We start from the raw sequence: 22,560 nt of genomic DNA on the forward strand, positions 1-22,560 counted from the left end.
GGCTGATCTCGTGTCAGCCGACCGCGTGGGCGAGAGATTCGCCCACCCTACTCGACGACCCGCAACAAATCCATCTTGCACAGCCACGCCAGCCCGCGCAGCAGCGTCGGCCGGTCGCACGGGCCCAGCGTGTCGATCAATTCCTCCACCTCCACCGGCCGCGGCCCGATGGCCCCGAACAGGCGGCCGAAATCCTCGAGCGTTGGCAGCGAGCCGGAGGCGAAACGGTTGATCGCCATGTCGCGGTACCGGTTCACCAGCGCCAGCGAAGCGTCCGGTGCCAGCTCCACCAGCGAGGCCGGCGTAAGCGGGCGTGTCGCGTAGCTCGCGAACAGCCGGAACGGATCGGGACGGTCGGGGGCACGCGAAGGCAGCGGCGGCGCCAGCTTCGGGTCGGCGCGCCGGCGTTCGGCCAGTTCGTCCCACAAGGCGCGGTAGCGTCCCAGGATGACCGTCCAGTCGAATTCCGTCTCGGCCCGGCGCCGCGCCGCTTCCCCCAGCCTGCGGCGCAGCTCCGCATCGACCACCAGGCGCCCGTAGGCCTGCGCCAGCAGGGCGCCGTCCAGCGCCACCGCCTGGCTGGTGTGCCCGCAGTACATGTCGAAACTGTCCACCCCGTCGTCGTAGCGCAGGGCCAGGTCGAGCCCTGCCCCCGGTCCCGGCATCACGGTCGGGATGCGGTAGCCGTCGATGCCGTCGCGTACCGTATCGCGGTAGCCGTTCCAGTCCGAGACCACGCAAGGCAGCCCGGCCGCCATCGCCTCCACCGGGGCCAGGCCAAAGGTTTCCTGCACGTTGTCCGCCAACGAGGTGAACACGTCGGCGGCGGCCCAGGCGTCGAGCTGGTTGTGCGGCGCGCGTCCGTCCAGTTCGACCAGGCGCACCGATGGGCACAGAAGCGCGGCCGCCTCGCGGAAGGCGGCTTCGATGGCCTCGCCGGCATACCAGCCGGCGATGATCAGGTGCACCCGCCGCCCGCCCTTTTCTGCACGCTCGAGCGCGCTGAACATCTGCTGCGGGTGCGATTTGGCGTGCACCGACAGCCGCCCCAGGTAGAGGAAGGCGACATCGTCCGCGCCGATGCCGAGCCGTGCCCGCGCCTCCTGGCGCCGCCCTGCGTCCGGCGCCAGGCTCGCGCAATGCACACCGAGCGGGATCAAGGGCAACTGCGGCAGCTCGAAGCGCTGCGCCGCCAGCCGCGTGCGCAGGTAGTCGGCCTGTTCCTCGATAAGCACGCGCAGGCTGTCGCGCACCGCGCGCGAGGTGCAGACGATGGCGTCCCAGCTGCGCACCGGCGCCACCAGCAGGCTCGTGACCATGCTCATCATCTCGTGCGAAGCGGTGGCGTGGGTGATGCCGCACAGGCTGTAGCGATGCTCGCCCGCCGCGAGCCGGCGCCAGGCGAGGCGCTCGATGCCGGGGCCGGGGTGGTACAGGCAGCCGAAGCGGTCGAGCCCCCGCGGCGCCGACGGCGGAATCCACGCCACCTCGCCGCCGAAACCCTCGCCGCGCAGGGTGGCTTCGAACGCGTCGGCATGGTTGCGGTCGGCGGCAAGGCAGCCGACTTCGCGCAGGCAGGCGTCGCGGCCAATGGCCCCCAGCAGGCCGACGCCGGACGACTGGCGTCCCATCAGCTTCTGGCCGGCCACGGAAAACGATTCAGGAAGGTAATGCAGTGCAAAGGTGTCGGGCATGCGCTCTCCTGCGGCCGAAGCACCCGCGACGCTGCGGAGTCGGCTGGCCGGTCGCGCCCATGATAGCGGCGGCGCCGGCGGCATGGCGCGAGGATGACGCCGCCGCCCGGACGTCTAGAATCCGGCTTCCTGCCAGAGCAGCGCCGCCAGCGAACGCGCCGCGCGCGCGCCGGGCGCCTCCCAGCTGCCTGCCACCACCACCTTGCCGCGCCACACACGCCCCGCCAGCTCGCCAGGCGAGTCGTCCACCCTGAGGGTGACACGGTAGACCGCGCGCTCGGGGTACCAGGTCCCGCCGCGTTCCCGCGCAGGGATCGAACCGCCGTGCTGTGCGGCCCAGCGCCCATCCGGCAGCGCCTGGGTGGCGTCGCGGTCGATGCCGCTGACAGTCAGCAGCAGGGCGGGGCCTGCGGCGCCGTCCGCATAGAACCGGGCGCTGTCGCCAGCGGCGACGCGGCGCACCGCATCCTCGTCCAGGTAGGTCACGACCTCCGATCCTCCGTCGCCCACCAGCACCGCAAGCCGCTCGTTCTTGTGCACCCAGGCGCCCGGCGCCATGTCCGGATCGAGGTCGCGCATCACACCTGCGAACGGCGCGGTGGGCACGAACTTGCCGGCGTCTTGGTCCAGGGCCGCCAACTGGGCCCGCGCCGTGGCCAGCTGTTCCGCCAGCACGGTACTCTGGGCACGCTGCTCGGGAGTGAAGCCTGCGGCTGCCGCCTGCCATTCCAGCCGCGCGACTTCTGCTTCCAGCGCCTGGCGCCGGCTGCTGTTCTCGGCCACGGCCAATCGCAGCAGGACGTCCCCGGCCTTGACCCGCGCACCTTCGCGCAGCGGCAAGGCCGCCAGTTGCGCATGGGCGGGGGCATGCACCGTGTGCACCTGGCTTGGGCGCAGCACGCCGCTCGCGGCGATCCGTGTCGGCCACGGCAGTACGAACAGCAACAGCGCCAAGCCGGCCAGGGAGGCCGACCAGCGCGCACGCCGGCTGTGCTTCAGGCGTGGCCAGAGTGTGCGCCATACGGCAACTTCCTGTGAGATGGGACGCAGCACGAACCACGTGATCTCGACCGCGAACAACAGGATGCCGACCAGCTTGATAAAAAAGTGATACACCAGCACCGCGATGCCGAAGAACAGCACCAGGCGGTACAGCCATACGGCCCAGGCAAACAGGATCAGCCCTGCATGGCGCTGCCTGGAGAAATATTCAGGGCGCGGGTCGCCCAGCCCGAACAGGCGCTCACGCAGGTCCCAGCGCGCCAACGCGAACGCGCGCGCATGCAGGTTGGGCATGTCGAGCCAGTCGGAAACAACGAAGTAACCGTCGAAGCGCATGAACGGACTGGCGTTGATGGCCAGCGTCGCGATCCAGGTCGTGGTCGCCAGCGGGAAGGCGATGTCGCGCAGGATCCCGTCCGGCAGCACGGCCCATGCCAGCGTGGACCATATCGCCACCAGCAGCTCCGTGGCCACGCCCGCCGATGCCACCTGCCGCCGGTGCCGCTTGTCCGCGAGCCGCCAGACGTCGTTGGTGTCGGTGTAGGGAACCGGCCACAGCACCAGGAAGGCAAGGCCCATCGCGGGTACCCGGCAGCCGCGCCGCTTGGCCGACAGGGCATGCCCGAGCTCGTGCGCGCACTTCACGCCCAGCAGCGCGACCGCATAGGCAAACAGACCGCCCGGCGTAAAGGTGTCCATCAGCGTGACCGTGAACTGGTCCCACTTGCGGTACACCTGCACGCCGCCGACCAGCAGCGCGATCGCCGTCAGGCGGAAGAACATGGCCGAGAACAGCCACTCGAAGCGTGGCGCGATGCGGTCGAGCCAGCGGTCGGGCTTGAGCAGCGGAATGCGGAAGAACAGGTAATTGTGCAGCAGGCGCGTATACCAGGCCCCCTGCGCCGCGCGGCGCCGCGCCGCCATCTCGGCCGCCGACGTCAAGGGGTCCGGCTGTACCAGCTGGTTGTCCTTCAGAAAGCGCAACACTGCCTCGATATCCTCATGACCGGGCCGCAATGCGGTGCCGGCCTCGATCGACAACAGCATGTCGTCCGCGCGGCCGAGCGACCAGCGCTTGAGGATCTCGAAGCTCAGCCAGTCGATCCTGAAGAACTGGTTGCGCACCGGGTCTTCCAGCGTGTAGCTGGGCTCTCCGGTAGCCAGCGTCGGGCCGGCGTGGAGCCCGAGCTCCTCGCGCAGCGGGGGAAGGCTTGCGGCAAGCACGGTCACACTCCCAGGGTCTGGCGGATGGCCGCAAGCGGACGGCGCATGATCCAGTAAGCCATCGGCACCCAGCCCGCCGAGAGCTTGGCAGTACCTTTCAGGCCGACACGGTGCGCCGTCGCACCATCGAGGGTCGCCCGCACGCGGTAGGCATGGCTGCCGTCCGGACGCTCGATCGCATCGTAGGAGACATAACGCACGCGGGCACCGACCGGCTCGAGCGGACTGGCGGACAGGTACAGGCTGACCGGGGCGCCCGGCGCCAGCGGGATCGCGTCGCCGACCGACAGCCAGGCTTCGACCTCCACGTCATCCAGGGCCGCGATGCGCATGATGCGTTCGCCGGTCTGCACGGGACGGCCGTTCCATTCGCTCGGATCGTCGAACAGGGCAATGCCGTCACGCGGCGCGGTCACGCTCGCGCGCCGGACCACGCTCCCGAGGTAATCCGTTTCGGCGCGGCGCTCTTCGATCTTGCCTTGCAGCGTAGATAGCATGGCCTTGGACCTGGCGTCGGTGAGCGCCTGCTGGAGCGCCTGGCGGTACTCTGCCTCGGCCGTACTGAGGGCCTGCAACGCCACCGCATAGCGGCTGTCCAGCTGGGCCTGGTCGAAGTCGAACAGGGGCTGCCCGGCCTTGACCAGCTGGTTCGGGGCGACGCGGAAGCGCTCGATCACGCCGTCGAGCGGCGAGCGGATCGACGCCGGATTCGACGGCACCAGGGCGCCCGGCGCGAGCACGGTCAGGCGCACCGGGCAGGCCAGCACCAGCAGCACTGCCGCCGCGACCTGCCAGTTGCGGCGGCGCCACGGGGGCAGGCCGGACTCGCGCTCGAGCACGCGCCGCCGGCGCATGCGCTCACGCAGCGCGCGCAGGCCCCAGCGCTGCGGCTGCCGCCGCGCCTTCAATGCATGGCGCAGGATATCGGCCCATTCGGCGAGCACCGCCGTTTCGCGCTCCATCCAGGGAATGTCGCGCGCCAGCAGCAGCGCCCCCCTGCCCCCTTGCCTGTCGCCGGCCAGGGGCAACAGCAAGGCGTACTGCGGCAGCCATTCTTCCCACTCCGCCCCCAGCTCCGCGGGCAGGTCCGACGCGGTGACCGGCCCAGATGCCGCCACCTGGCGCAGCACGCGGTCGATCCACTGCGTGTACGGCGCATTCGCTTCGATCTGCACGACTCCGGACAGCGCGCGCACACCGCTTTCCTCGAACCACAACACGGCCTGGCGGTAGGGTGCCAATGCATGCGTTGCATTCACAGCCAGAAATTCGATTTCGACCGCATCGGCTGCGTGGCGTGCGCGGTGCGCGAGATCGAGCAGAGTGGCAAGAGGATTGCGCGTGCCCGGGTCTTGTGCTTCCATGATTGACTATCCGTTCATTATTTTCCAGCGATGCTCGCCAGTTGCGCTTGGCGCGCGTTTGCCGTGCCGGTCTTGCGCAGCAGGTCGGTCAGCCCCGCCTTTCCGCCCACGTCCTTGGCCTGGCCCACGTTCAGGCGGAACAGGGCAGTCGCTTCGCGGCCGGCCTGGTCGCGTGCGGTCAGCTTGATCCGCAGCTCGCCCTTCGTGCCTTCCGGCACCTGTCCCGAAAACTGCCCCGTCTGGCCGTTGAACTGGACCCAGCTCGGCAAGGGGCTGCCATCCTGCATGGTTGCGGCCAGGCGCACGACCGCTTTCGGCTGCGTGTGCGCGAATGCATCGGACGGTACCGTCACCGACAGCCGGGCACCGGTTTCGATGTACTGGTCCGGCACCCCCTGGAACAGCACCAGGGCCGGTTCGTCGGCCGGCGCGACCACGGTGCGGAAGCCGTCGGAACGCGTGTACACGTCGCTCAGCTCCGCGACACGCTGGAGTTGCAGTTCGAACGAGCTTTCGGATGCGCGGCCACCGGCGAAGCCGCTGCCGAGGGTGAGCGTATCGTTACTGACCAGGCTGCCCGGCGCGACCGGATCGGCCGCCCGCGGGGCGGCAAACACCGGTGCTGCGACTTCGGACGGTGCTGCGACTTCAGGCGCCGCGACCACGGCCGGGGGCGCAGCCCCCGGCGCGACCACGGGAGCCGGCGGGAGCAGTACTTCCCGCGGCACGACCGGTACTGCCACGCGCACCTCCCCGCTGGTTGCATCGCGCGAGACGTTGCCCGACAAATCAGTCACGGCAGCGACCACATCGTAGCTGAGACCAGGCTCCAGTCTGGCAGGCGTACCCGATACCGGTGTCGCGGTCGACAGGTCCAGCGTCCAGCTGCCATTCTGCGGCGTCACGTCGTAGGTCGCGCCACCGATCGTCACCTGCAGCTTCTCACCCGGAGCCTGCACTGCACTGCCGGTGATCACCGGCGTCGGACTGGACGTCACGATCGTATCGACGGTCGGTGCTGCCGGCGCCGAGGTGTCGAGCGTTACCGACTGTACCGTCGCGGCGCCGGACAGGCCGGACAGGGTATTGGTGACGCGCGCCTCGATCGCCCAATTGGCGTCATGGGCGCCGCTGTCGACCGCCGACCAGCTGGTGCCAGTGACGGTGGCGGTGGTCCAGCTTGCGCCTCCGTCGTACGAGACCCTGACGATCTCGTTGCGGCCCAGCGGCGCACTGAGCGAGCCGGTGACAATGCGGTTGGCGCCGCCGTCGGAGGTGATGAAGTCGGTCGCCGAGACGCCGGTATCGCGCGTCATCGACGAGATGCCCAGCGATTGCGACGGGGCCGGCGGATTGGCGACCGTGATGCTGACCGAGGTGCTGGCGCTCAGCGCGCCGTCGCTGGCGACCACCGTGACCGTGTAGCTCCCCACGCTGCCGGCAGCCGGCGTCCCGCTGAAGCTGAGCGTCGCGGGGTCGAACACCAGCCATGCAGGCAGCGGGCTGCCGTCGGCCAGTGTGGCGGTGTAAGTCAGCACCGGGCTGTCGATGTCGGTAAAGGCCGGCACCTGGATCGGTGTCATCGGCTCGCCGAGCATGCCCGTTCCGCTGGCGCCGCCGTGCGCCTGTGGCGCATCGTTGACCGGGGCCACGGTGACGTCCACCACATACGTGTTGCTGCCGCCCTTGCCGTCTCTGACCGTATAGGTGAAGCGATCGGCACCGTGGTAATTCGCCTCCGGGGTGTAACGGTAGCTGCCATCGGCAAGGATGCTGACGGTACCATGGGCCGGGGCGCCGGCGCCGGCATACGTCACCGCGTCGCCGTCGACATCAAGCGCACGAGGCAGGCTGCCGGATACCGGGGTGTCCTCCAGCGTGCTGAGCGCAGCATTGGCGGCGACCGGCGCATCGTTGACCGGCGTGACCGTCACGTTGACCGTATAGGTATTGCTGCCGCCCTTGCCGTCGCTGACCGTGTAGCCGAAGCTGTCGGCACCGTGGTAGTTGGCAGCCGGGATATAGGTGTAGCTGCCGTCGGCCCTGATCTCGACCGTGCCGTGCGACGGGTCGCTTGCCTTGGCGTAGCTCACCGGATCCTGGTCGGCGTCGGTGGCGGTCGGCAGCTTTCCGGTTGCCGGCGTGTCTTCGCTCGTCGTGACGGTGGCGCCAGATCCCACAGGCGCCTCGTTGACCGCGCCTACCGTTACGCTGACAGTATACGTATTGCTGCCCCCGTTGCCGTCGCTGACGGTGTAGCGGAAGCTGTCGGCGCCATGGTAGCCGGGCGCCGGCGCATAGGTATAGCTGCCGTCGGCCTTGATCTCGACCTTACCATGCGACGGATTGCTCGCCGTGGCGTAGCTCACCGCATCCTGGTCGGCATCGGTGGCCGCGGGCAGCTTGCCCGATACCGGCGTGTTTTCGTTGGTCGCGATTGCGGTGTCGGATGCCATTGGAGCATCGTTGACCGGCGTGACCGCCACGCTGACCGTATAGGTATTGCTGCCGCCCTTGCCGTCGCTGACGGTATAGCTGAAGCTGTCCGCACCGTTGTAGTTGGCGACCGGCGTATAGGTGTAGCTGCCGTCGGCCTTGATCTCGACCGTGCCGTGCGACGGGCCGCTCGCCCTGGCGTAGCTCACCGGATCCTGCTCGGCGTCGGTGGCTGCCGGCAGTTTGCCCGCTGCCGGCGTGTCTTCGCTCGTCGTGATCGTGGTGTCGGATGCCACAGGGGCACCGTTGACCGCGCCTACGGTCACGCTGACCGTATAGGTATTGCTGCCGCCCTTCCCGTCACTGACCGTATAGCTGAAGCTGTCCGCACCGTTATAGCCAGGCGCTGGCGTATAGGTGTAGCTGCCGTCGGCCTTGATCTCGACCGTGCCGTGCGACGGGTCGCCCGCCTTGGCGTAGCTCACCGGATCCTGGTCGGCGTCGGTGGCGGCCGGCAGCTTGCCCGCTGCCGGCGTGTCTTCGCTCGTCGTGATCGCGGCCCCGGATGCGACCGGCGCATCGTTGACCGGCGTGACATTCACCGTCATGCGGACGGTATCGGACGCGGCGCCCGCCGGGTCGTATACCTTGTAGTCGAAGCCGGCATACGGGCTGCCGTTGGCATCGGGTGCCGGCGCGAACTGCAGCTTGCCGGCGGCGATGTCCTCCGCCGTCACGAGCACGCTCGCACCCACGTCGCTCCAGACGCCGTCGCCGCCCTTGAGCTGCAGCTTGCCGGTCGAGGGTGCGAACACCTCGACCCGGGCCAGGGTGTCGGCCGGGTTGGCGTCGGCAAAGGCGAAGTCGCCCGACTTGAACACGTAGGCCGTGTCCTCGAGCGTCGTGACCGCACGGTTCTCGCTGGTCGGCGCGATGTTGCCGGCGCGGATCGTGATGTCGACCGTCTTGGCCACGGTCGTGCTGCTGCCGTCGCTCACCGTCACCGTGAACGCATCGACCTGCCCGCTGCCGAAGACATCGGCCTTGTACACCAGCTTGTTGTCGAGGATGTCCTGCTGGGTGAAGCTGGTCACCACGGCGCCGCCGATCGTCAGCTGGCCCTTGCCGGGCGCGGACGTGACGGTGAACACCAGCTTGGATGCAGCGGTATCGATATCCTGCGCATCCAGGTAGGTCCTGCCGATGACGACCTGCTGGCCCTGGACGACCTCGACCGGGGCAACGCTCAGTACCGGTGCGTCGTCGACCGGCGTGACCGTCACGTTGACCGTATAGGTATTGCTGCCGCCCTTGCCGTCGCTGACCGTGTAGCCGAAGCTGTCGGCACCGTGGTAGTTGGCAACCGGCGTATAGGTGTAGCTGCCGTCGGCCTTGATCTCGACCGTGCCGTGCGACGGGTCGCCCGCCTTGGCGTAGCTCACCGGATCCTGGTCGGCGTCGGTGGCGGCCGGCAGCTTGCCCGCTGCCGGCGTGTCTTCGCTCGTCGCGATTGCGGCGCCGGACGCGACCGGCGCATCGTTGACCGGGGTGACGTCCACTGTCATCACGGCATCGCTCGATGCCAGGCCAGTCGCATCGTAGACCTTGAAGTTGAAGCGCGCATAGTCCAGCCCGAACTGGTTCAGGTCCGGCATGAAGCGCAGCTTGCCGGCACCGATGTCCGCAGCGCTGACTTTGACTCCCGCTGCGTCCACATCGATCCATGCGTCGCCGCTGCGTACCTGCAGTTTGCCGGCAGGCGGCAGCGTAAACAGTTCGACCGCCCCCAGCGCATCGCCGGTGTTGGCATCGCGGAAGGCAAAATCAGCCGTCCCGAACACATAGCCGACGTCTTCGTTCGTCGATACCGTTCCGTCTTCGGTGTTCGGCGCGTACTGTGTCGTGATGATGCTGATGTCGACCGCCTTGCCGCCCGCGGTGTCCTTCCCGTCGCTGACCTGCACGACGAACTGGTCGGTCTGGTTGCTGCCGAAAGGCTTGGCCGTATAAGTCAACCTGCCGCTATCGACGTCCTGTTGGGTGAAGGACGTGGACCCGGTCACCGCGACGCCATCGAACTTGAGCGTGCCGTTGACCGGCATGCCGGTCACGGTGTACCGCAGTTCCGCCGCCCCGTTGTCGGGGTCGTTGGCACTCAGGTAGCCCGCGCCGATGGTAATGGTCGAGTCCTGGTTCAGCGTCACCTGGGAACTCTTGATGACCGGCGCGTCGTTCACGGCCGCGATATTCACCGTGCGCGTGATGTTCAGCACGGCGGCGTCCTGCCCGCCATTGGCGGTGCCGCCGTTATCCTGCAGTCCGGTAATGGTGAAAGTACGGATGGCGTTGGCGCCGTAGTTGGTCGGATTGTCGCTGACGGACTGGTAGCCCAGGCCGCCGACCAGCGCCTGCACCGCGGCGGTCGTCGCCTCGCCGGTGTGGATGGTCACCATGCTCGTGCCGGCGTTTCGCACGATGTCGACGCGATAGCCACTCGCCGTCAACACCTCGCTGGCCGCCTGATCGAGGTAGAAGGCCTTGCCGTCGATGACCAGCTGGTCACCGTCGAATACATTGCTTGCCGTCATGGTCAAGCGCGTGATCGCCTGTCCCGTCTCGCCCGCACCCAAGGTGGCAGTGGCGCCGGCGAACAGCGTGGTGGCGCTCGCGTTCTCGGTGTAGCCTGCGGCGCTGCCGGATACGCTCAGGGTAGGCGCATCGTTCACGCCGCTAATGCTCACCCGCACGTAGACGGTACCGCCGCTGGTCGCCACCTGGTAGCTTTCCTGGATCGTCTGGCCGTCGCGCAGCGCCTGAACCTGGGTATGGCCATTGTTGACGGTATAGCTCCAGGTCTTGCCGCTCCCGACCAGCGTGCCCAGGGCAGCCGTCCCCAGCGTGTTGCCGATGAACGAGGTGCCGGTGATGTCGTAGTTCAGCGATCCGTTCGCGTGCAGGTTGCCGTTGCTGACACCATTATCTTCCAACAAGCTGCCGGCCACGGTGCCGGTCAGGGCAGGCTGGCTGATCGTAATGCTGCCGACCGTGGCCGTCGCGCTCTTTGGTCCGCCGAGGCCGGTGTTGCCGTTGTCGTCGACGGTCAGGGTCAGCGTCGCCGCCCCGCTCAGGCTCAGCCCTGGCTGGTACAGCACCTTGGCCACACTCGCGTTGTCACCGGCCAGGAAGGCATTGATGCTGGCGACGCTGCCCGTCATCCGGAGCGCGCCCGCACCCGACCCGCTGATGGTCACGCCATCGATCGTGACCGTACCCGTGGCCGGGCTGGTGCTGCTGCCGCTGTACAGTTGCAGGATGCCCTTGTCCACGCCGAGCGTAACGCTGACCTGGCCGCTGCCGGCATCGATATCCGCCACCGCGAGGGCCGAGTTGTAGCCAGTGCCCAGGATCAGGGCGTCGGACGTGGTGGCCGACGCGCTCGCGTAGACGGTCTTGCTGACCACCGTGCGGTTCAGGGCGGTGGCCGCGCCGCTGATGGTGGGAGCGTCGTTCACGGGCTGCACCAGCACCGTGACCGAGCCGAGGGCACTGCTTTGGAGGTCGCTGTCAGTGACCTTGAACTGCACGGTCCGCGGCGACGCCGACGGCGCGTCGCCATCGGTCGAGAAGGTCACGGCGCGCACCACCTCCGAGACCTGGTCGATGCTGACGTTCGCCGCGCTGAAGTCGGCGGTCAGGACGTTCGACGCATACGTGTAGGTGCCGACCTGGACACCGTTTACACTGAGGACACCGTTCGACGCGCTCACGCTGCCACTGCCGAAGGACAGCTTATCCTTGCCGGCATCGGCATTGCTGCTGATCGTGACCTGCAGCTTGCCTCCGGTGAAATTGGCGCTGTCGATGTCGTTGAAGGTGGCGGATGGTGCGATGGCGACCGGCGCGCCGTTCTCGGTGAACTGGTGGATGCCGCCGATGCCGGCCAGCGTGGGGGCGCTCAGGTTCAGGGCCTGCAGAAGGCCGAGGTCCTTCCACGTCATGTTGCTTTGTGCCTTGCTGAGCGGGCCGATGCCGCCGATGTCGCCATTGATCGAATTGTCCTGGGTCAGGGTCAGCAGCACCATGCCCATCGAGGAGGCAGGCGTGATCACCTGGCCGCCGTTCAACGTTTGCACCCGTGCCGCCAGCACGTCGAACGGCACCTTGAAGGTCAGCCACGCATCCGGCTTGCGGTCCGCACCGACGTTGCCGCCAGTAAGCGTGTACGTGTAGTCGCGGTTCGACGGCCCGTTCACCGACAGCTGCTGGGTGATCGAGCTCGTGCTCGGGCTGATGTTCGCATCGGCGCCCGGCGCGAAGGTGACCACACCCAGGCCATTGTTGCGGCCATCCACGCCGAGGAAGATGTCGATGTCGCCGTTGTTATCGGTATCCAGGCCGAGCAGGACCACGCCGCTGAAGACCGGCACGCCCTTGGACAGGGTGGGGTCGCCGATCCGCACGCTGTAATACATCGTCCGGCTCTCGGTGTCGTAGGCGCCGAGCAGCAGGGGCACATTGGTGGTGCCCACCAGGTCGGTATCCGCCGCGTTGGCCTGGGTGTCGTTGACCGGATCATATGCCACGCCATTGAGCAGGACCGAGAACTGCTCTTTGGGGGTGTTCAGGCTGTACGCGGGCTTGACCGAGGTCGACAGCTTGACGGTATCGAGGCTGATGTGGCTGGTTCCGCCTCCGGCGCTGGCGTCGAGCGTCGCGCCCGACACGACATTGCCGCCGGCATCGATCAGCTTGGCGGTGAGGGTGGGTGCGCCGCCGGTAAAGCTGCCGCTGGGGATGAAGCGCAGCGTATCGCTCGCCTTCAGCGTGAATGCCGTTGCCGCGGACGACACGGCGTTGAGGGTTTTCCATCCGCTGCCATCGTTGTACTCCCAGCGGCCGGCCGCCGCATCGGGCGTATATGCCGTGATGGCAATGCCGCCGAGCGCATCCTGGTCGGCATCGGCATAGCTGGCGCTGGTGCCGAACAGGGCGCCGACGCTCTTGCCGGCCGGGTTGGTGGCCAGCTGGCCGACCGGTTCCAGCGCCACGCTGCCGCTGGCGACGGGCGCGCTGTTGGTGCGCTGCACCGTCCAGCTATAGGTGGCCGGGCTGGCGTCCGCGTTGCCAGCAGCATCCAGCGCACGCACGTTCAGGGTGTGATTCGTCGCCGCCAGGCCGTTGAGCGTCAGGGTCGACGTGGTTCCGGTCCAGGTGCCGCCGTCCAGGCTGTACTGGTAGCTGTTGGCATCGCTGCCGCTGAAGGTGAAGGAAACGCTGGTACCGCTCTGCGCAGGCGGCGCGGACGTGATCGACGTATCGGGCGCAGTGGTGTCCTTGGTGATGCTTGCTGCCCTGTCGTTATCGGCGGCCGAGGCGGTGCCGGAATTGGCCTGCTTGACGTACACGCTCAGCGGGCCGTCCTTCAGGGTCGACACGTCCACCGTCGTCGTCCAGCTGCTGTTGGTGGTGAGCGCCACCCTCGTGACGGTCTTCACACCGTCGCTGACGGTAACCTGCACGTCCTGGCCGCTGTTGCTCGCCACACCCGAGATCACCACACTCGTCTGTTCGGCGGCGTTGACAACGTTGTCGCCGGCAATGGTGGAAATCGAGGTGACGGCCAGCCGTCCTTCGTAGCCTGCCGGCTGCAACACAGCGCTGTCGATGGCGCCGGCCTGCACTTCCAGTTCCCAATTGCCGCCGAATACCGCTGCGCCGGTGGTATCGCTCGAGGCCGCGACATCGGCCCCGGTCAACGCGGCCAGGCGCTCGACGAAAGCCGCCCCAGCGCTGCCCTGTGCCACGTCGCAGCCGTAGATCAGGAAGTCGCCGTGCTCGGCCAGCGCCCGGCCCAGCTGCGCCAGTCCTGCACTGAAGTTGTCCACTGTCGCGTCGGTGATACGAGCCGTGCCGAGATCGATCTGCCCTGCCGCGCCGTGCGTCACCAGGTGGATCGCATCGACCGGGCCGCGCTCCTGCAAGGCTGCCAGCATCTGCTGCAGGCCGTCCTTCGTGTGGTCGAGCACCACGATCTCCACCCCATCCCGCACGCCTGCTGCCAGCTGCTGGTAGTCCTGCACGTTATCTTCGATGAAGACGATCTCGTGGCGGACGACGGCCGGCGCAGGCGCCTGCACGGCGGCGGGCACGTACTTGTCCGGCGCCTCGCCCGTTCGCTGCGCTGACGTATCGCGTACCGCGGCATCGGCCGTGGTGGCCAGCGCGGCATCCGGCGTCGCCCCGTCGAACATCACGCGCGGTTCGAGGGCCATCGGTGCGGGACCGCGGCGCGCCAGGGTGCGGCGCCGGGGCATGGCGCTGGTGTCGGCCGAAGCGGGATTGTCGTTGACGAGGATATGCGGATGGTTCTTCATGCTGTTCCTGGGTGGATTATTGTTGTACGGCGCCTGCGATTTGCGATGCGCGACCTGCTATCGGCCTGCCGGTGCGCTCAGGGTGACGCGGCCGCTCATGCCGGCGATCAGCTCGGGGAACGTGCCGTCGACGGTTGCCGACAGCTTGACCGACTGGCTGACGGGATCGACGCGCGCGCCGATGCGCTGCACCTTGGCCGGATAGGTCTTGCCGGTCTCGTCGATCGAGACCTGGAAGGCATAGCCCGGCTTGAGCCACACCAGCCAGCGCGACGGCACGATGAACTCCAGTTCCAGCACCGTATCGTCCAGGATGTCGAGCAGCGGCTGCCCCGGCTGCACATACTGCTGTTCGCGCGCCTTCTGCTCAGCCACCCGGCCGGCGAAGGGCGCTGCGATCGTGCATTTGGAAAGCGTGACGGCGCTGGCGGCGACATCGGCCTTGCCTTTCGCGACTTCCGCCTGGGATTGCTCCAGCTCGACCTTGCCGACCGAGCGCAGTTCTTCCAGGCGGCGGTTGGCCTGGTAGGTATTCTCGGCCGCCGCCAGGACGGCCTTGGCTTTCTGGAGCTGGGCCTGCTGCATCGAGCAGTCGAGTGCGACCAGCACCTGGCCGGCGCGGAAGCGCCCGCCCTCGACCACACCGATGCGGCTGATCCTGGCGCCGACCTCGGAAGCGATCGTGGTATAGCGGCGCGGCGAGAGCTGGGCGCGGATTTCCTGGCGCTCCAGCGAAGGATGGGCGGCGGCAGGCGTCGCCGGCCGGGCGGCCTGGGCGGCGGCGGACGCCGATGCGGCGGCCAGGGCGGCGGCCAGCACAGCGCGCAAGGCGCCATTGAAAGTACGGCGGATCATGAGCATTCCTTGGCGATCTGGCGGGATTACTGCGCAGGCGCGGCCGCTGCCGGCTGGGACAAGCCCTTGTTCCAGCTGCGCATCGCGGTCCCCACACTGTGGGTCAGTTGGTCGAGCGACATGTCGGTCACGCTGCCGATTTCCGGTTCCAGGCCCATCGTTGCCTGCACCTTGCTGGCTGCGCCCTGGAGCTGCGCGAGCGACTGGTAGCGGCGCAGCAGGCTCAGGATCGCCGTGGTGCTGTTGGCCACTTGCTCGAGCTTGCTTTGTGCCTCGACCGATTCCTTGTTCTTGATGTGTTCGGCGATCTTGGCATCGGCTTGCCAGATCTCGTCGGCGCGCACGTACTGGCGCCAGGCAGTGTGGTATTGCAGGCGCGCCAGGTGCAACTGGGTCAGCACCGTCATCTGGGCCGCGACGCGGCGCTGATCGGCCAGCTTGACGCCCGCATCGGCAAAGCGCTTCTGCGAGGGCGCCGACAACAGGTTCAACAGGTTGTAGGAAAGCTGCAGGCCGGCGTCGTTCCAGCGGTTGTTGATCAGGTAGCGGTCGCCGTCGTAGCGCAGGTCGTAGTTGAAGGACAGGTTCGGGAACAGGCGCAGGATCGTGCGGCGCGTTTCTTCGACCGCGATGCGGCCGTTGTAGAACTGCTCGCGGATGTCGGCATTGTTGCTGATCGCCAGTTCTTCCATGCGCTCCACCGGCGTCTCGAGCAGCGAGGCATTGACCTGGTCGCCCGGCTCCACCACTTCCAGCGGCTGGTTCAGCGGTGCATTGATCAGGCCAGCCAGCTCGATGCGTCCCGAACCGAGCTCTTGCTCGATGCTCTCCAACAGGCGCAGGTTTTCCAGCAACTGGCGCTGGTAGCGCAGCGCGTCGACCGGCGCGCGCAGGCGCTCGGCCTCGGCCTGGCGCGCGTCCTTGACCGCGGCATCGGCCATGGCAATGGTCTCGCGCACCTGCTTGTGCAGCTTCTGGGCGCTGGCGGTGCGCCAGAACGCGCTGCGCACGTCCTGGATCAGCACGTGCATCGCCTTGCGGCGGCGCTCGACGCCGATGTTGACGCGGTCGGCCGCCTGCTTGGCGGTGATATAGCCGAGGCCGAAATCGAGCACGTTCCAGGTCAGGCCGAGGCTATACGCCGGGTGGGCGCGTTCCGAGGAGATGAACGGGTTCGCCAGCGACGGTGCGCCGGTCACCGAGTCCTCGCTACGGGTGATCAGCTCCTTGTCGCGCCAGGTATAGCCGGCGTTGGCCATCACGCGCGGCAGCATGTCCCAGCTGGTGGTGTCGAACTGGTGGAATGCGTAGGCTTCTTCCATCATGCGGGTGCGCTGGTTCAGGTTGTACTTGAGCGCACGCGCGATCGCCTCGTCCAGCGACAGTGCGCCGACGACCGGCGGCACCTCCGCCTGCGCCGCCTGGCGGTCGAGCGCGGCCTGCTGGCGAACCGCATCCACGGAAAGCGGCTGCACCTTCACGGTACCGCAACCGGCAAGGACCATTGCCACACAAGCGTTGAGCAAGGCGAGCGTGAGTTTATTCAGGGCGAAGCCCGACGAAGGAAAACGATTCATACGCATGGAAGTCTGTCTACGAAGAGGGAAGGAGCCGGCCCATTCTCGTCAATGAAAATTAGCGTGCTCGTGCGACGCGCGGTCGGATTGACTATATGGAAACATTTGATGTTTTTACGAAAGATATTTTAACGAGGAAATTGATAGAGATGGTTGTAAAAATGCAGGACTAGTCCTACATTTTTTTAAATTTGGCAAATTGAAGGCGACAAAGAATTAACCCTCTTTGCAATAAAGCAAACAAATGACACAGGCAGGATTGGCAAAAGGGAATTAATCTTCGACAAAGCATCGCGATGCGTATCGGAGCTTGTGAAACAGGATCGCCGAGATCAAACGGGATTGAGGCGATCCCGGGCATGCCGGCAGCGCGGCTTGATTGGAACAAGCCGACAATGCGTGCGGCCGATCGGCAGCAGGAAGGAACAGTTCTGAAGGCAGGCCGGCAGTGCTCCGGCAAGCTGATGGGCTAGCTGCCGCAGCCCCCGCCTCCGCCACAACAGCTGCCGCAAGAGGCGCCACCGTCGCTGCCGCCGCCGTCGCTATCGCCGTCGGCATCCGCATCCGCATCGCTGCCAATGCCGCACCACGTGGTATCCGCAGGTGAGCAGACTGGACCGTGGACCCTGGCATATTCGGCTTCGCTGATCAGTCCTGCCAGCAGCAGGCTCCGTGGGGCCAGCGCGCGTGCGAAATCCGGCAGGCCATCGGGATGCCCGAGTTCGTCCAGGCGCGAGCAGGCAACCATGCCGCCAATGAGCGCGTAGCCGAAGCCATGCGGCATGCCGAGCCGCGCATCCAATGTGAACAGGCGTGGCAGGTCCGGGCCGGCAGGCGGCTTCGATGCGCGCCGGCGTGCCTGCACCAGGCAGGCCGCGAGCGCCCTCCCCATGTCCGCTTTCATCTGCGCCCGTTCGACATGCGGGATAGTCCGGCCAAAGTGGCGGATACAGAAACGGTCCAGGCCGGGCGCGTCCAGGCGAACCCACGCATGCCAGACCGAGTCCGCCGCACGCGAGGGCAGCGCACACGGCCTGCCGCTGGCTGCGGCGCAGTCGAAGAACATCATCAAGCCTTCGGCCGATTGGGCATAGAAGGAGGCCTCGCGCGGGATGCAGGGAAATTCTGCGTGCACGGTCTGCGCCCAGTAAGGGAACAATGCGGCGGGCACCTCGGCCAGCACCGATGCGTAAGTCGACTGGGCGAATTCCCATTCCACCGTGTGCGCCACCGCGCGTGGGGTTTCCCTGACATTCATCGCATCCTCCCTTGTCGGCCATCCTTCACCTTAGTGCAGGGAAACCCGGCGGATGATGAGCGAGCTCAACAATAAAAAAACCCGTCTCACGACGGGTTTCCTGGGCGGGTTCTCAAGAGAGGCGTCAGCGCTGCGGGGCGATCCGCCAGACGGTGCCGCCGGCGTCGTCGACCACCAGCAGCGCGCCATCGGCCGCGACCTCGACGGCGGCCGGGCGGCCCCAGACGTCGCGGTCGCTCAGCACCATACCGGTCATGAAGTCCTGGTACTGGCCGGTCGGCACGCCGTTCTTCATGAAGACGCGCACCACCTTGTAGCCGGTACGCACGCCGCGGTTCCAGGAACCGTGCAGGGCCACGAAGACGTCACCCTCGTACTCCTTCGGGAAGGCGTTCTTCGCGCCCTTCGGCGCCTGGTAGACCGCCATGCCGAGCGGCGCCGAGTGCGACTGGATCAGCACGTCCGGCACGATGCTCCTGCCCTTCAGGTCCGGACGCTGGCCCTTGAGGCGCGGGTCTTCGTTGTCGCCGATGTAGTACCACGGCCAGCCGTAGAAACCGCCCTGCTTCACGCGCGTGAGGTAGTCCGGCGGCAGGTTGTCGCCCAGCGCGTCGCGCTCGTTCACCGTGCACATCAGGTCGCCGGTGCCTGGGTAGACCAGCATGCCGACGCAGTTGCGCAAGCCGGTGGCATAGGTGCGGCGGTTCTTGCCGTCCACGTCGAAAGCCATCACGGTGGCGCGGTCGGTCTCGACGCCCCAGCTGGCGCCGACGCCGTGCCTGGCTTCCCATTGCGCGATCGGCTCGGGCGGCTGCGGACCGATCTCGGTGGCCACGTTGGTGGCCGAGCCGATCGACAGCAGCATGGTCTTGCCGTCCTTCGAGAAGGCCAGGGTGCGGGTGGTGTGGCCGCCGCTGGTGTCGGACAGCTGCGCCACCACGGTCTCGGGTGCGCCGCGCGCCTTCAGGTCGCCGTTGCGGTAGGGGATGCGCACGATCGAATTGATGTTGGCCACGTACAGGTACTGCGGGTTCGCGCCGGAGGGCCAGAAGGCCATGCCGTAGGGGCGGCTCAAGCCGCTGGCGAACACCTCGACGCTGTCGGCGGCCTGGCCGTTCTTCGCGCGCGCCACCTTGATCTCGCCCTTGGCGGTGGCGGCCAGGAAGATGTCGCCGTTCGGCGCGCGCAGCGCCACGCGCGGCTTGTCGGCGTCAACGGCGAAGACGCTTACCGCGAAGCCCTGCGGCACGGTCGGCATGCTGCCGTTCGGGCGCGCTTCGACGCGCGGGCCGTTGCCGGCGCTGCCCGTCGCGAAGGGCGGCGGCATGTCGGTGACCTTGATGTGATGGATGCGGCCGGGCTGGTTGTCGTCCCAGCCGCCTTGGCGGTCCGCCGCAGTGGCCGCCTTGGCCGGCGCCGCTGCTGCCGCCGCCGTGACGGGGCCTTGCAGGCTGGCGAGGTAGTCGAGCAGCGCGGCGCGGGCCCCCTTGTCCGGCACGCCAACCGGCATCGTGGTGCCCGGCACGTTCCTGGCCGGGTCGGCCAGGAAGACGTCCAGCTCTTCGCGGGTCCAGGTCTTGCCGGCGGCACCGGCTTTCACCAGGGCGGCAGAGTAGTTGAAGCCGGGGACGCCGGCCGCCTTGCGTCCGAGGACGCGGAACAGGCCGGGACCGGCGCGCGAGGACAGGTTGGCGTCCACGCTGTGGCAGCTGGCGCAGTTGTTCTGGAAGGTCGTCTGGCCGGCGGTGGTGGCAGGTGTGGCGGGCGCGGCATGGGCAGCGGATACGGCTGCCAGGCTGGCGAGCAGCGCCAGGGTCTTGGCTTGCAAGGGGGTTCTCCTATTTACGGACATGCGGAACTGGACAGTCCGACATCATAGGCCAACTCGGCCGTGCGCGCTGTTCATTGTGTCCGTTCGCCGAACCGGCGCCTCTCATGACGATTGATAGGCTGTATCCAGCGCAAAGTCAGTTAGGCAATCGCTATAATCGGAAAAAACTGACGGGAAAATATGGCGCTTAAACCAATACAGCCAGACGGGGAAGATGGGGGATCGGTCCATGCCGAGCTTGCCCGCTACCGCTTCATCACCGGGCTCGACGACGCCATCCGCCTGCTCACCGATCCTGAACAGATCGCCCATACCGCGGCGCGGCTGCTGGGCGAGCACCTTGGCGTCGACCGTTGCGCCTATGCCTATGTGAGCGAAGACCAGGGCAGCTTCACCCTCACCGGCAACTACACGAGGGGCGTGCCCAGCATCGTCGGGCGCTACCAGCTGGCCGCCTTCGGCACCGAGCTCGTCCGTCTGCACCGCCTCGGCCAGCCCTATGTTGTCGAGGACACCGACACCGACGCGCGGCTCGTCGACGTGCTGCAGGCCTATCGTGACATCGGCATCCGCGCCGTGATCTCGGTTCCCGTGATCAAGGGCGACCGCTGGGTGGCCGGCATGGCACTGCACCAGTGCACTCGCCGCGAGTGGCGGGCGCATGAGGTCCGGCTGCTGGAGGCTGTGGCGAACCGCTGCTGGGAATCGATCGAGCGTAGCCGCATCGCCATCGAATTGCGCGAGGCCGAGGAGCGGGTGCGCGGCAGCCACGACTACCTGCGCCTGCTGATCGACTGCACGGAAGAAGGCTTCTATTCGGTCGACCGCGACGGCGTCACGATCATGTGCAACGCCGCCTTCCTGAGAATGCTTGGCTTCCGGCACGAGGATGAGGCCATCGGCAAGAAGCTGCATGATCTCATCCACCACTCGCACCCGGACGGCTCGCATTACTGCGTCGAGGATTGCCCGATCTACCGCGCCGCGCAGTTCGGCGAGCCGGCATTGGTCGAGGACGAGATGTTCTTCCGGCTGGACGGCACCGGCTTTCCCGTCGAGTACCGTGCCCGCCCCGTCTGGCGCGACGGCCAGTTGCAGGGCGCGGTCTGCACCTTCGTCGACCTGACCGAGCGCCGCCGCACCGAGCAGGCCCTGCGCGAGAGCGAAGCGCACCTGCAGTCGGTGTTCGGGCAGACGGCCGCGGGGATCTGCGAGGTGGACCTGACAGGCCGGATCATGCAGATCAATGACCGCTATTGCGACATCGTGGGGCGCACGCGCGAGGAACTGCTCTCGATGCGCATGCAGGAGATCACCCATCCGGAAGACCTTCCCGGGAATGCCCCGCTCTTCAAGCGGACCGCGACCACCGGTGAGCCCTTCGAGATCGAAAAGCGCTACGTCCGTCCCGACGGCAGCATCGTCTGGGTCAACAACACGGTAAGCCTGATCCGCGTCCCCGGAGAACACGTTTCCAACAGCATCCTCGCGGTCTGCATCGACGTCACCAAGCGCAAGCGGGCCGAAGAAGCACTGCTGGAAGCCGACCGCCGCAAGGACGAGTTCCTGGCCATGCTGGCGCACGAGCTCAGGAACCCGATGGCCCCGATCCGCGCGGCCGCGGACCTGCTGGAGTCAAGGGAACTGGCGCCCGAGCAGCGCCGGCGCACCAGCCAGATCATCTCGCGCCAGGTCAGGCACATGACCGGCCTGGTGGACGACCTGCTGGACGTCTCGCGGGTGACGCGCGGCCTGATCGAGCTGCAGAGAACCCGGCTGGACGTGAAGCAGGTCATCGCCGACGCCATCGAGCAGACCCGCCCCCTGATGGAGGCCAAGCGCCACCGGCTGGTGGTGGAACTGGCCTCGGACGCCGCCCAGGTGCTGGGCGACCACAAGCGCCTGGTGCAGGTCTTGAGCAACCTGCTCAACAACGCGGCCAAGTACACCCCGGCGGGCGGACGCATCGCGGTGACGATGGGGGCGACGGATGGGCAGGTGGAGCTGGAAGTGGCGGACAACGGCATCGGCATCGCACCCGAGCTGCAGGAGCGCGTGTTCGACCTGTTCACCCAGGCCGACCGCAGTCCGGACCGCTCGCAGGGCGGGCTCGGCATCGGCCTGGCCCTGGTCAGGAGCCTGGTGGAGCTGCATGGCGGCAGCGTGGCCTGCCGCAGCGAAGGCCAAGGGAAAGGCAGCCGTTTCGTCGTGACCCTGCCGCGCATCGCCGGACAGGACGAACCGGCAGCCGCACAGGCCGAGGCGCCGGCGCCGTCCTCGCCTGGGCGGCGGGTGCTGGTCGTCGACGACAATGTCGATGCGGCCCAGATGCTGGGCATGTGCCTGGAAACGGCGGGACACGAGGTCATGATCGAATACGGCCCGCAGCAGGCGCTCGAACGGGCCAGGACCGGATTGCCCGAGGTGTGCATCCTCGATATCGGGTTGCCGGGGATGGACGGGAACGAACTGGCGCGGCGCCTGCGGGTCATGCCAGAGACGGCCGGGGCGACCCTGATCGCCCTGACGGGGTACGGGCAGGAGCAGGACCGGCAGAATGCCATGGCGGCGGGGTTCGACCATCATCTGGTCAAGCCGGTGGCGGCGCCGGCGTTGCTGGCGCTGGTGGCCCAGGCGCAAGGTCGGGCTTGACGTCACTCCCGCGAGACGGACAAGCGGATGAAAAATCTATGGTCACCCTCCTTTTTGCAAGCTGATTTTGTATGATGTAGTTGGCTTGCTCAAATCTATCCGGCGTCATGCTGGAGACTTGCTCCGCGCCACGATGAGAGTTCGCGCCTGATGGTCCTAAAAAAACCCGCGGCTTGATGAGCCGATTTTTTTGCCAGGTTATCCATCAGGCCGGTGTGCCGTTCACGTCATCCAGTATCAGCGTCGCAAAACCAAGTAGGTGGTTAGGTACAGCAAGCTCGGGAGGCCGTCAC

Annotated in this window: 9 protein-coding genes; 1 reads left to right on the forward strand and 8 read right to left on the reverse strand. The window is 67.3% G+C overall.

Going from position 1 to position 22,560, the window contains the following annotated elements; all coding sequences use genetic code 11:
- Window positions 1-47: 47 nt before the first annotated feature.
- The 8 genes from MA09_RS16820 to MA09_RS16855 all read right to left on the reverse strand — a co-directional run bounded on the left by MA09_RS16820 (window position 48) and on the right by MA09_RS16855 (window position 19,612).
- Window positions 48-1,694, reverse strand: coding sequence for a glycosyltransferase family 4 protein (locus MA09_RS16820; RefSeq protein WP_051933537.1), 1,647 nt, complete (start codon window positions 1,692-1,694; stop codon window positions 48-50).
- Window positions 1,695-1,808: 114 nt separating this feature from the next.
- On the reverse strand, window positions 1,809-3,920 hold the full coding sequence (locus MA09_RS16825) for an HlyD family efflux transporter periplasmic adaptor subunit (protein WP_229440768.1): 2,112 nt from the start codon (window positions 3,918-3,920) through the stop codon (window positions 1,809-1,811).
- A gap of 2 nt (window positions 3,921-3,922) precedes the next feature.
- Complete coding sequence (locus tag MA09_RS16830) at window positions 3,923-5,284, reverse strand: efflux RND transporter periplasmic adaptor subunit (protein WP_036250994.1); 1,362 nt, start codon at window positions 5,282-5,284, stop codon at window positions 3,923-3,925.
- A gap of 17 nt (window positions 5,285-5,301) precedes the next feature.
- A complete protein-coding gene (locus MA09_RS23785; protein WP_051933539.1) occupies window positions 5,302-14,094 on the reverse strand; it encodes an Ig-like domain-containing protein in 8,793 nt (2,930 codons plus the stop codon).
- A gap of 57 nt (window positions 14,095-14,151) precedes the next feature.
- Window positions 14,152-14,949, reverse strand: a complete 798-nt coding sequence (locus MA09_RS16840) for an efflux RND transporter periplasmic adaptor subunit (RefSeq protein ID WP_051933540.1) — start codon at window positions 14,947-14,949, stop codon at window positions 14,152-14,154.
- Between the two features lie 26 nt (window positions 14,950-14,975).
- Window positions 14,976-16,532, reverse strand: a complete 1,557-nt coding sequence (locus MA09_RS16845; RefSeq protein ID WP_229440769.1) for a TolC family protein — start codon at window positions 16,530-16,532, stop codon at window positions 14,976-14,978.
- Between the two features lie 463 nt (window positions 16,533-16,995).
- Window positions 16,996-17,784, reverse strand: a complete 789-nt coding sequence (locus MA09_RS23790) for a hypothetical protein (protein ID WP_051933541.1) — start codon at window positions 17,782-17,784, stop codon at window positions 16,996-16,998.
- A 124-nt stretch (window positions 17,785-17,908) separates the two neighbouring features.
- On the reverse strand, window positions 17,909-19,612 hold the full coding sequence (locus tag MA09_RS16855; protein ID WP_036250996.1) for a PQQ-dependent sugar dehydrogenase: 1,704 nt from the start codon (window positions 19,610-19,612) through the stop codon (window positions 17,909-17,911).
- Window positions 19,613-19,795: 183 nt separating this feature from the next.
- Between MA09_RS16855 and MA09_RS23795 the strand changes: the two genes are divergently transcribed.
- The gene (locus tag MA09_RS23795; protein WP_051933542.1) at window positions 19,796-22,267 is read left to right on the forward strand and encodes a PAS domain S-box protein; all 2,472 of its coding nucleotides are present in this window, start codon (window positions 19,796-19,798) and stop codon (window positions 22,265-22,267) included.
- Window positions 22,268-22,560 lie beyond the last annotated feature (293 nt).

This window comes from Massilia sp. BSC265 (assembly GCF_000740675.1).
Lineage (GTDB): Bacteria > Pseudomonadota > Gammaproteobacteria > Burkholderiales > Burkholderiaceae_D > Telluria.

What these genes read in the sequence shown, in the direction of transcription:
- MA09_RS16820 (WP_051933537.1), bottom strand. Translation starts at nt 1,694, where the DNA reads ATGCCCGACACCTTTGCACTGCATTACCTTCCTGAATCGTTTTCCGTG.
- MA09_RS16830 (WP_036250994.1), bottom strand. Translation starts at nt 5,284, where the DNA reads ATGGAAGCACAAGACCCGGGCACGCGCAATCCTCTTGCCACTCTGCTC.
- MA09_RS23785 (WP_051933539.1), bottom strand. Translation starts at nt 14,094, where the DNA reads ATGAAGAACCATCCGCATATCCTCGTCAACGACAATCCCGCTTCGGCC.
- MA09_RS16840 (WP_051933540.1), bottom strand. Translation starts at nt 14,949, where the DNA reads ATGATCCGCCGTACTTTCAATGGCGCCTTGCGCGCTGTGCTGGCCGCC.
- MA09_RS16845 (WP_229440769.1), bottom strand. Translation starts at nt 16,532, where the DNA reads ATGCGTATGAATCGTTTTCCTTCGTCGGGCTTCGCCCTGAATAAACTC.
- MA09_RS23790 (WP_051933541.1), bottom strand. Translation starts at nt 17,784, where the DNA reads ATGAATGTCAGGGAAACCCCACGCGCGGTGGCGCACACGGTGGAATGG.
- MA09_RS23795 (WP_051933542.1), top strand. Translation starts at nt 19,796, where the DNA reads ATGGCGCTTAAACCAATACAGCCAGACGGGGAAGATGGGGGATCGGTC.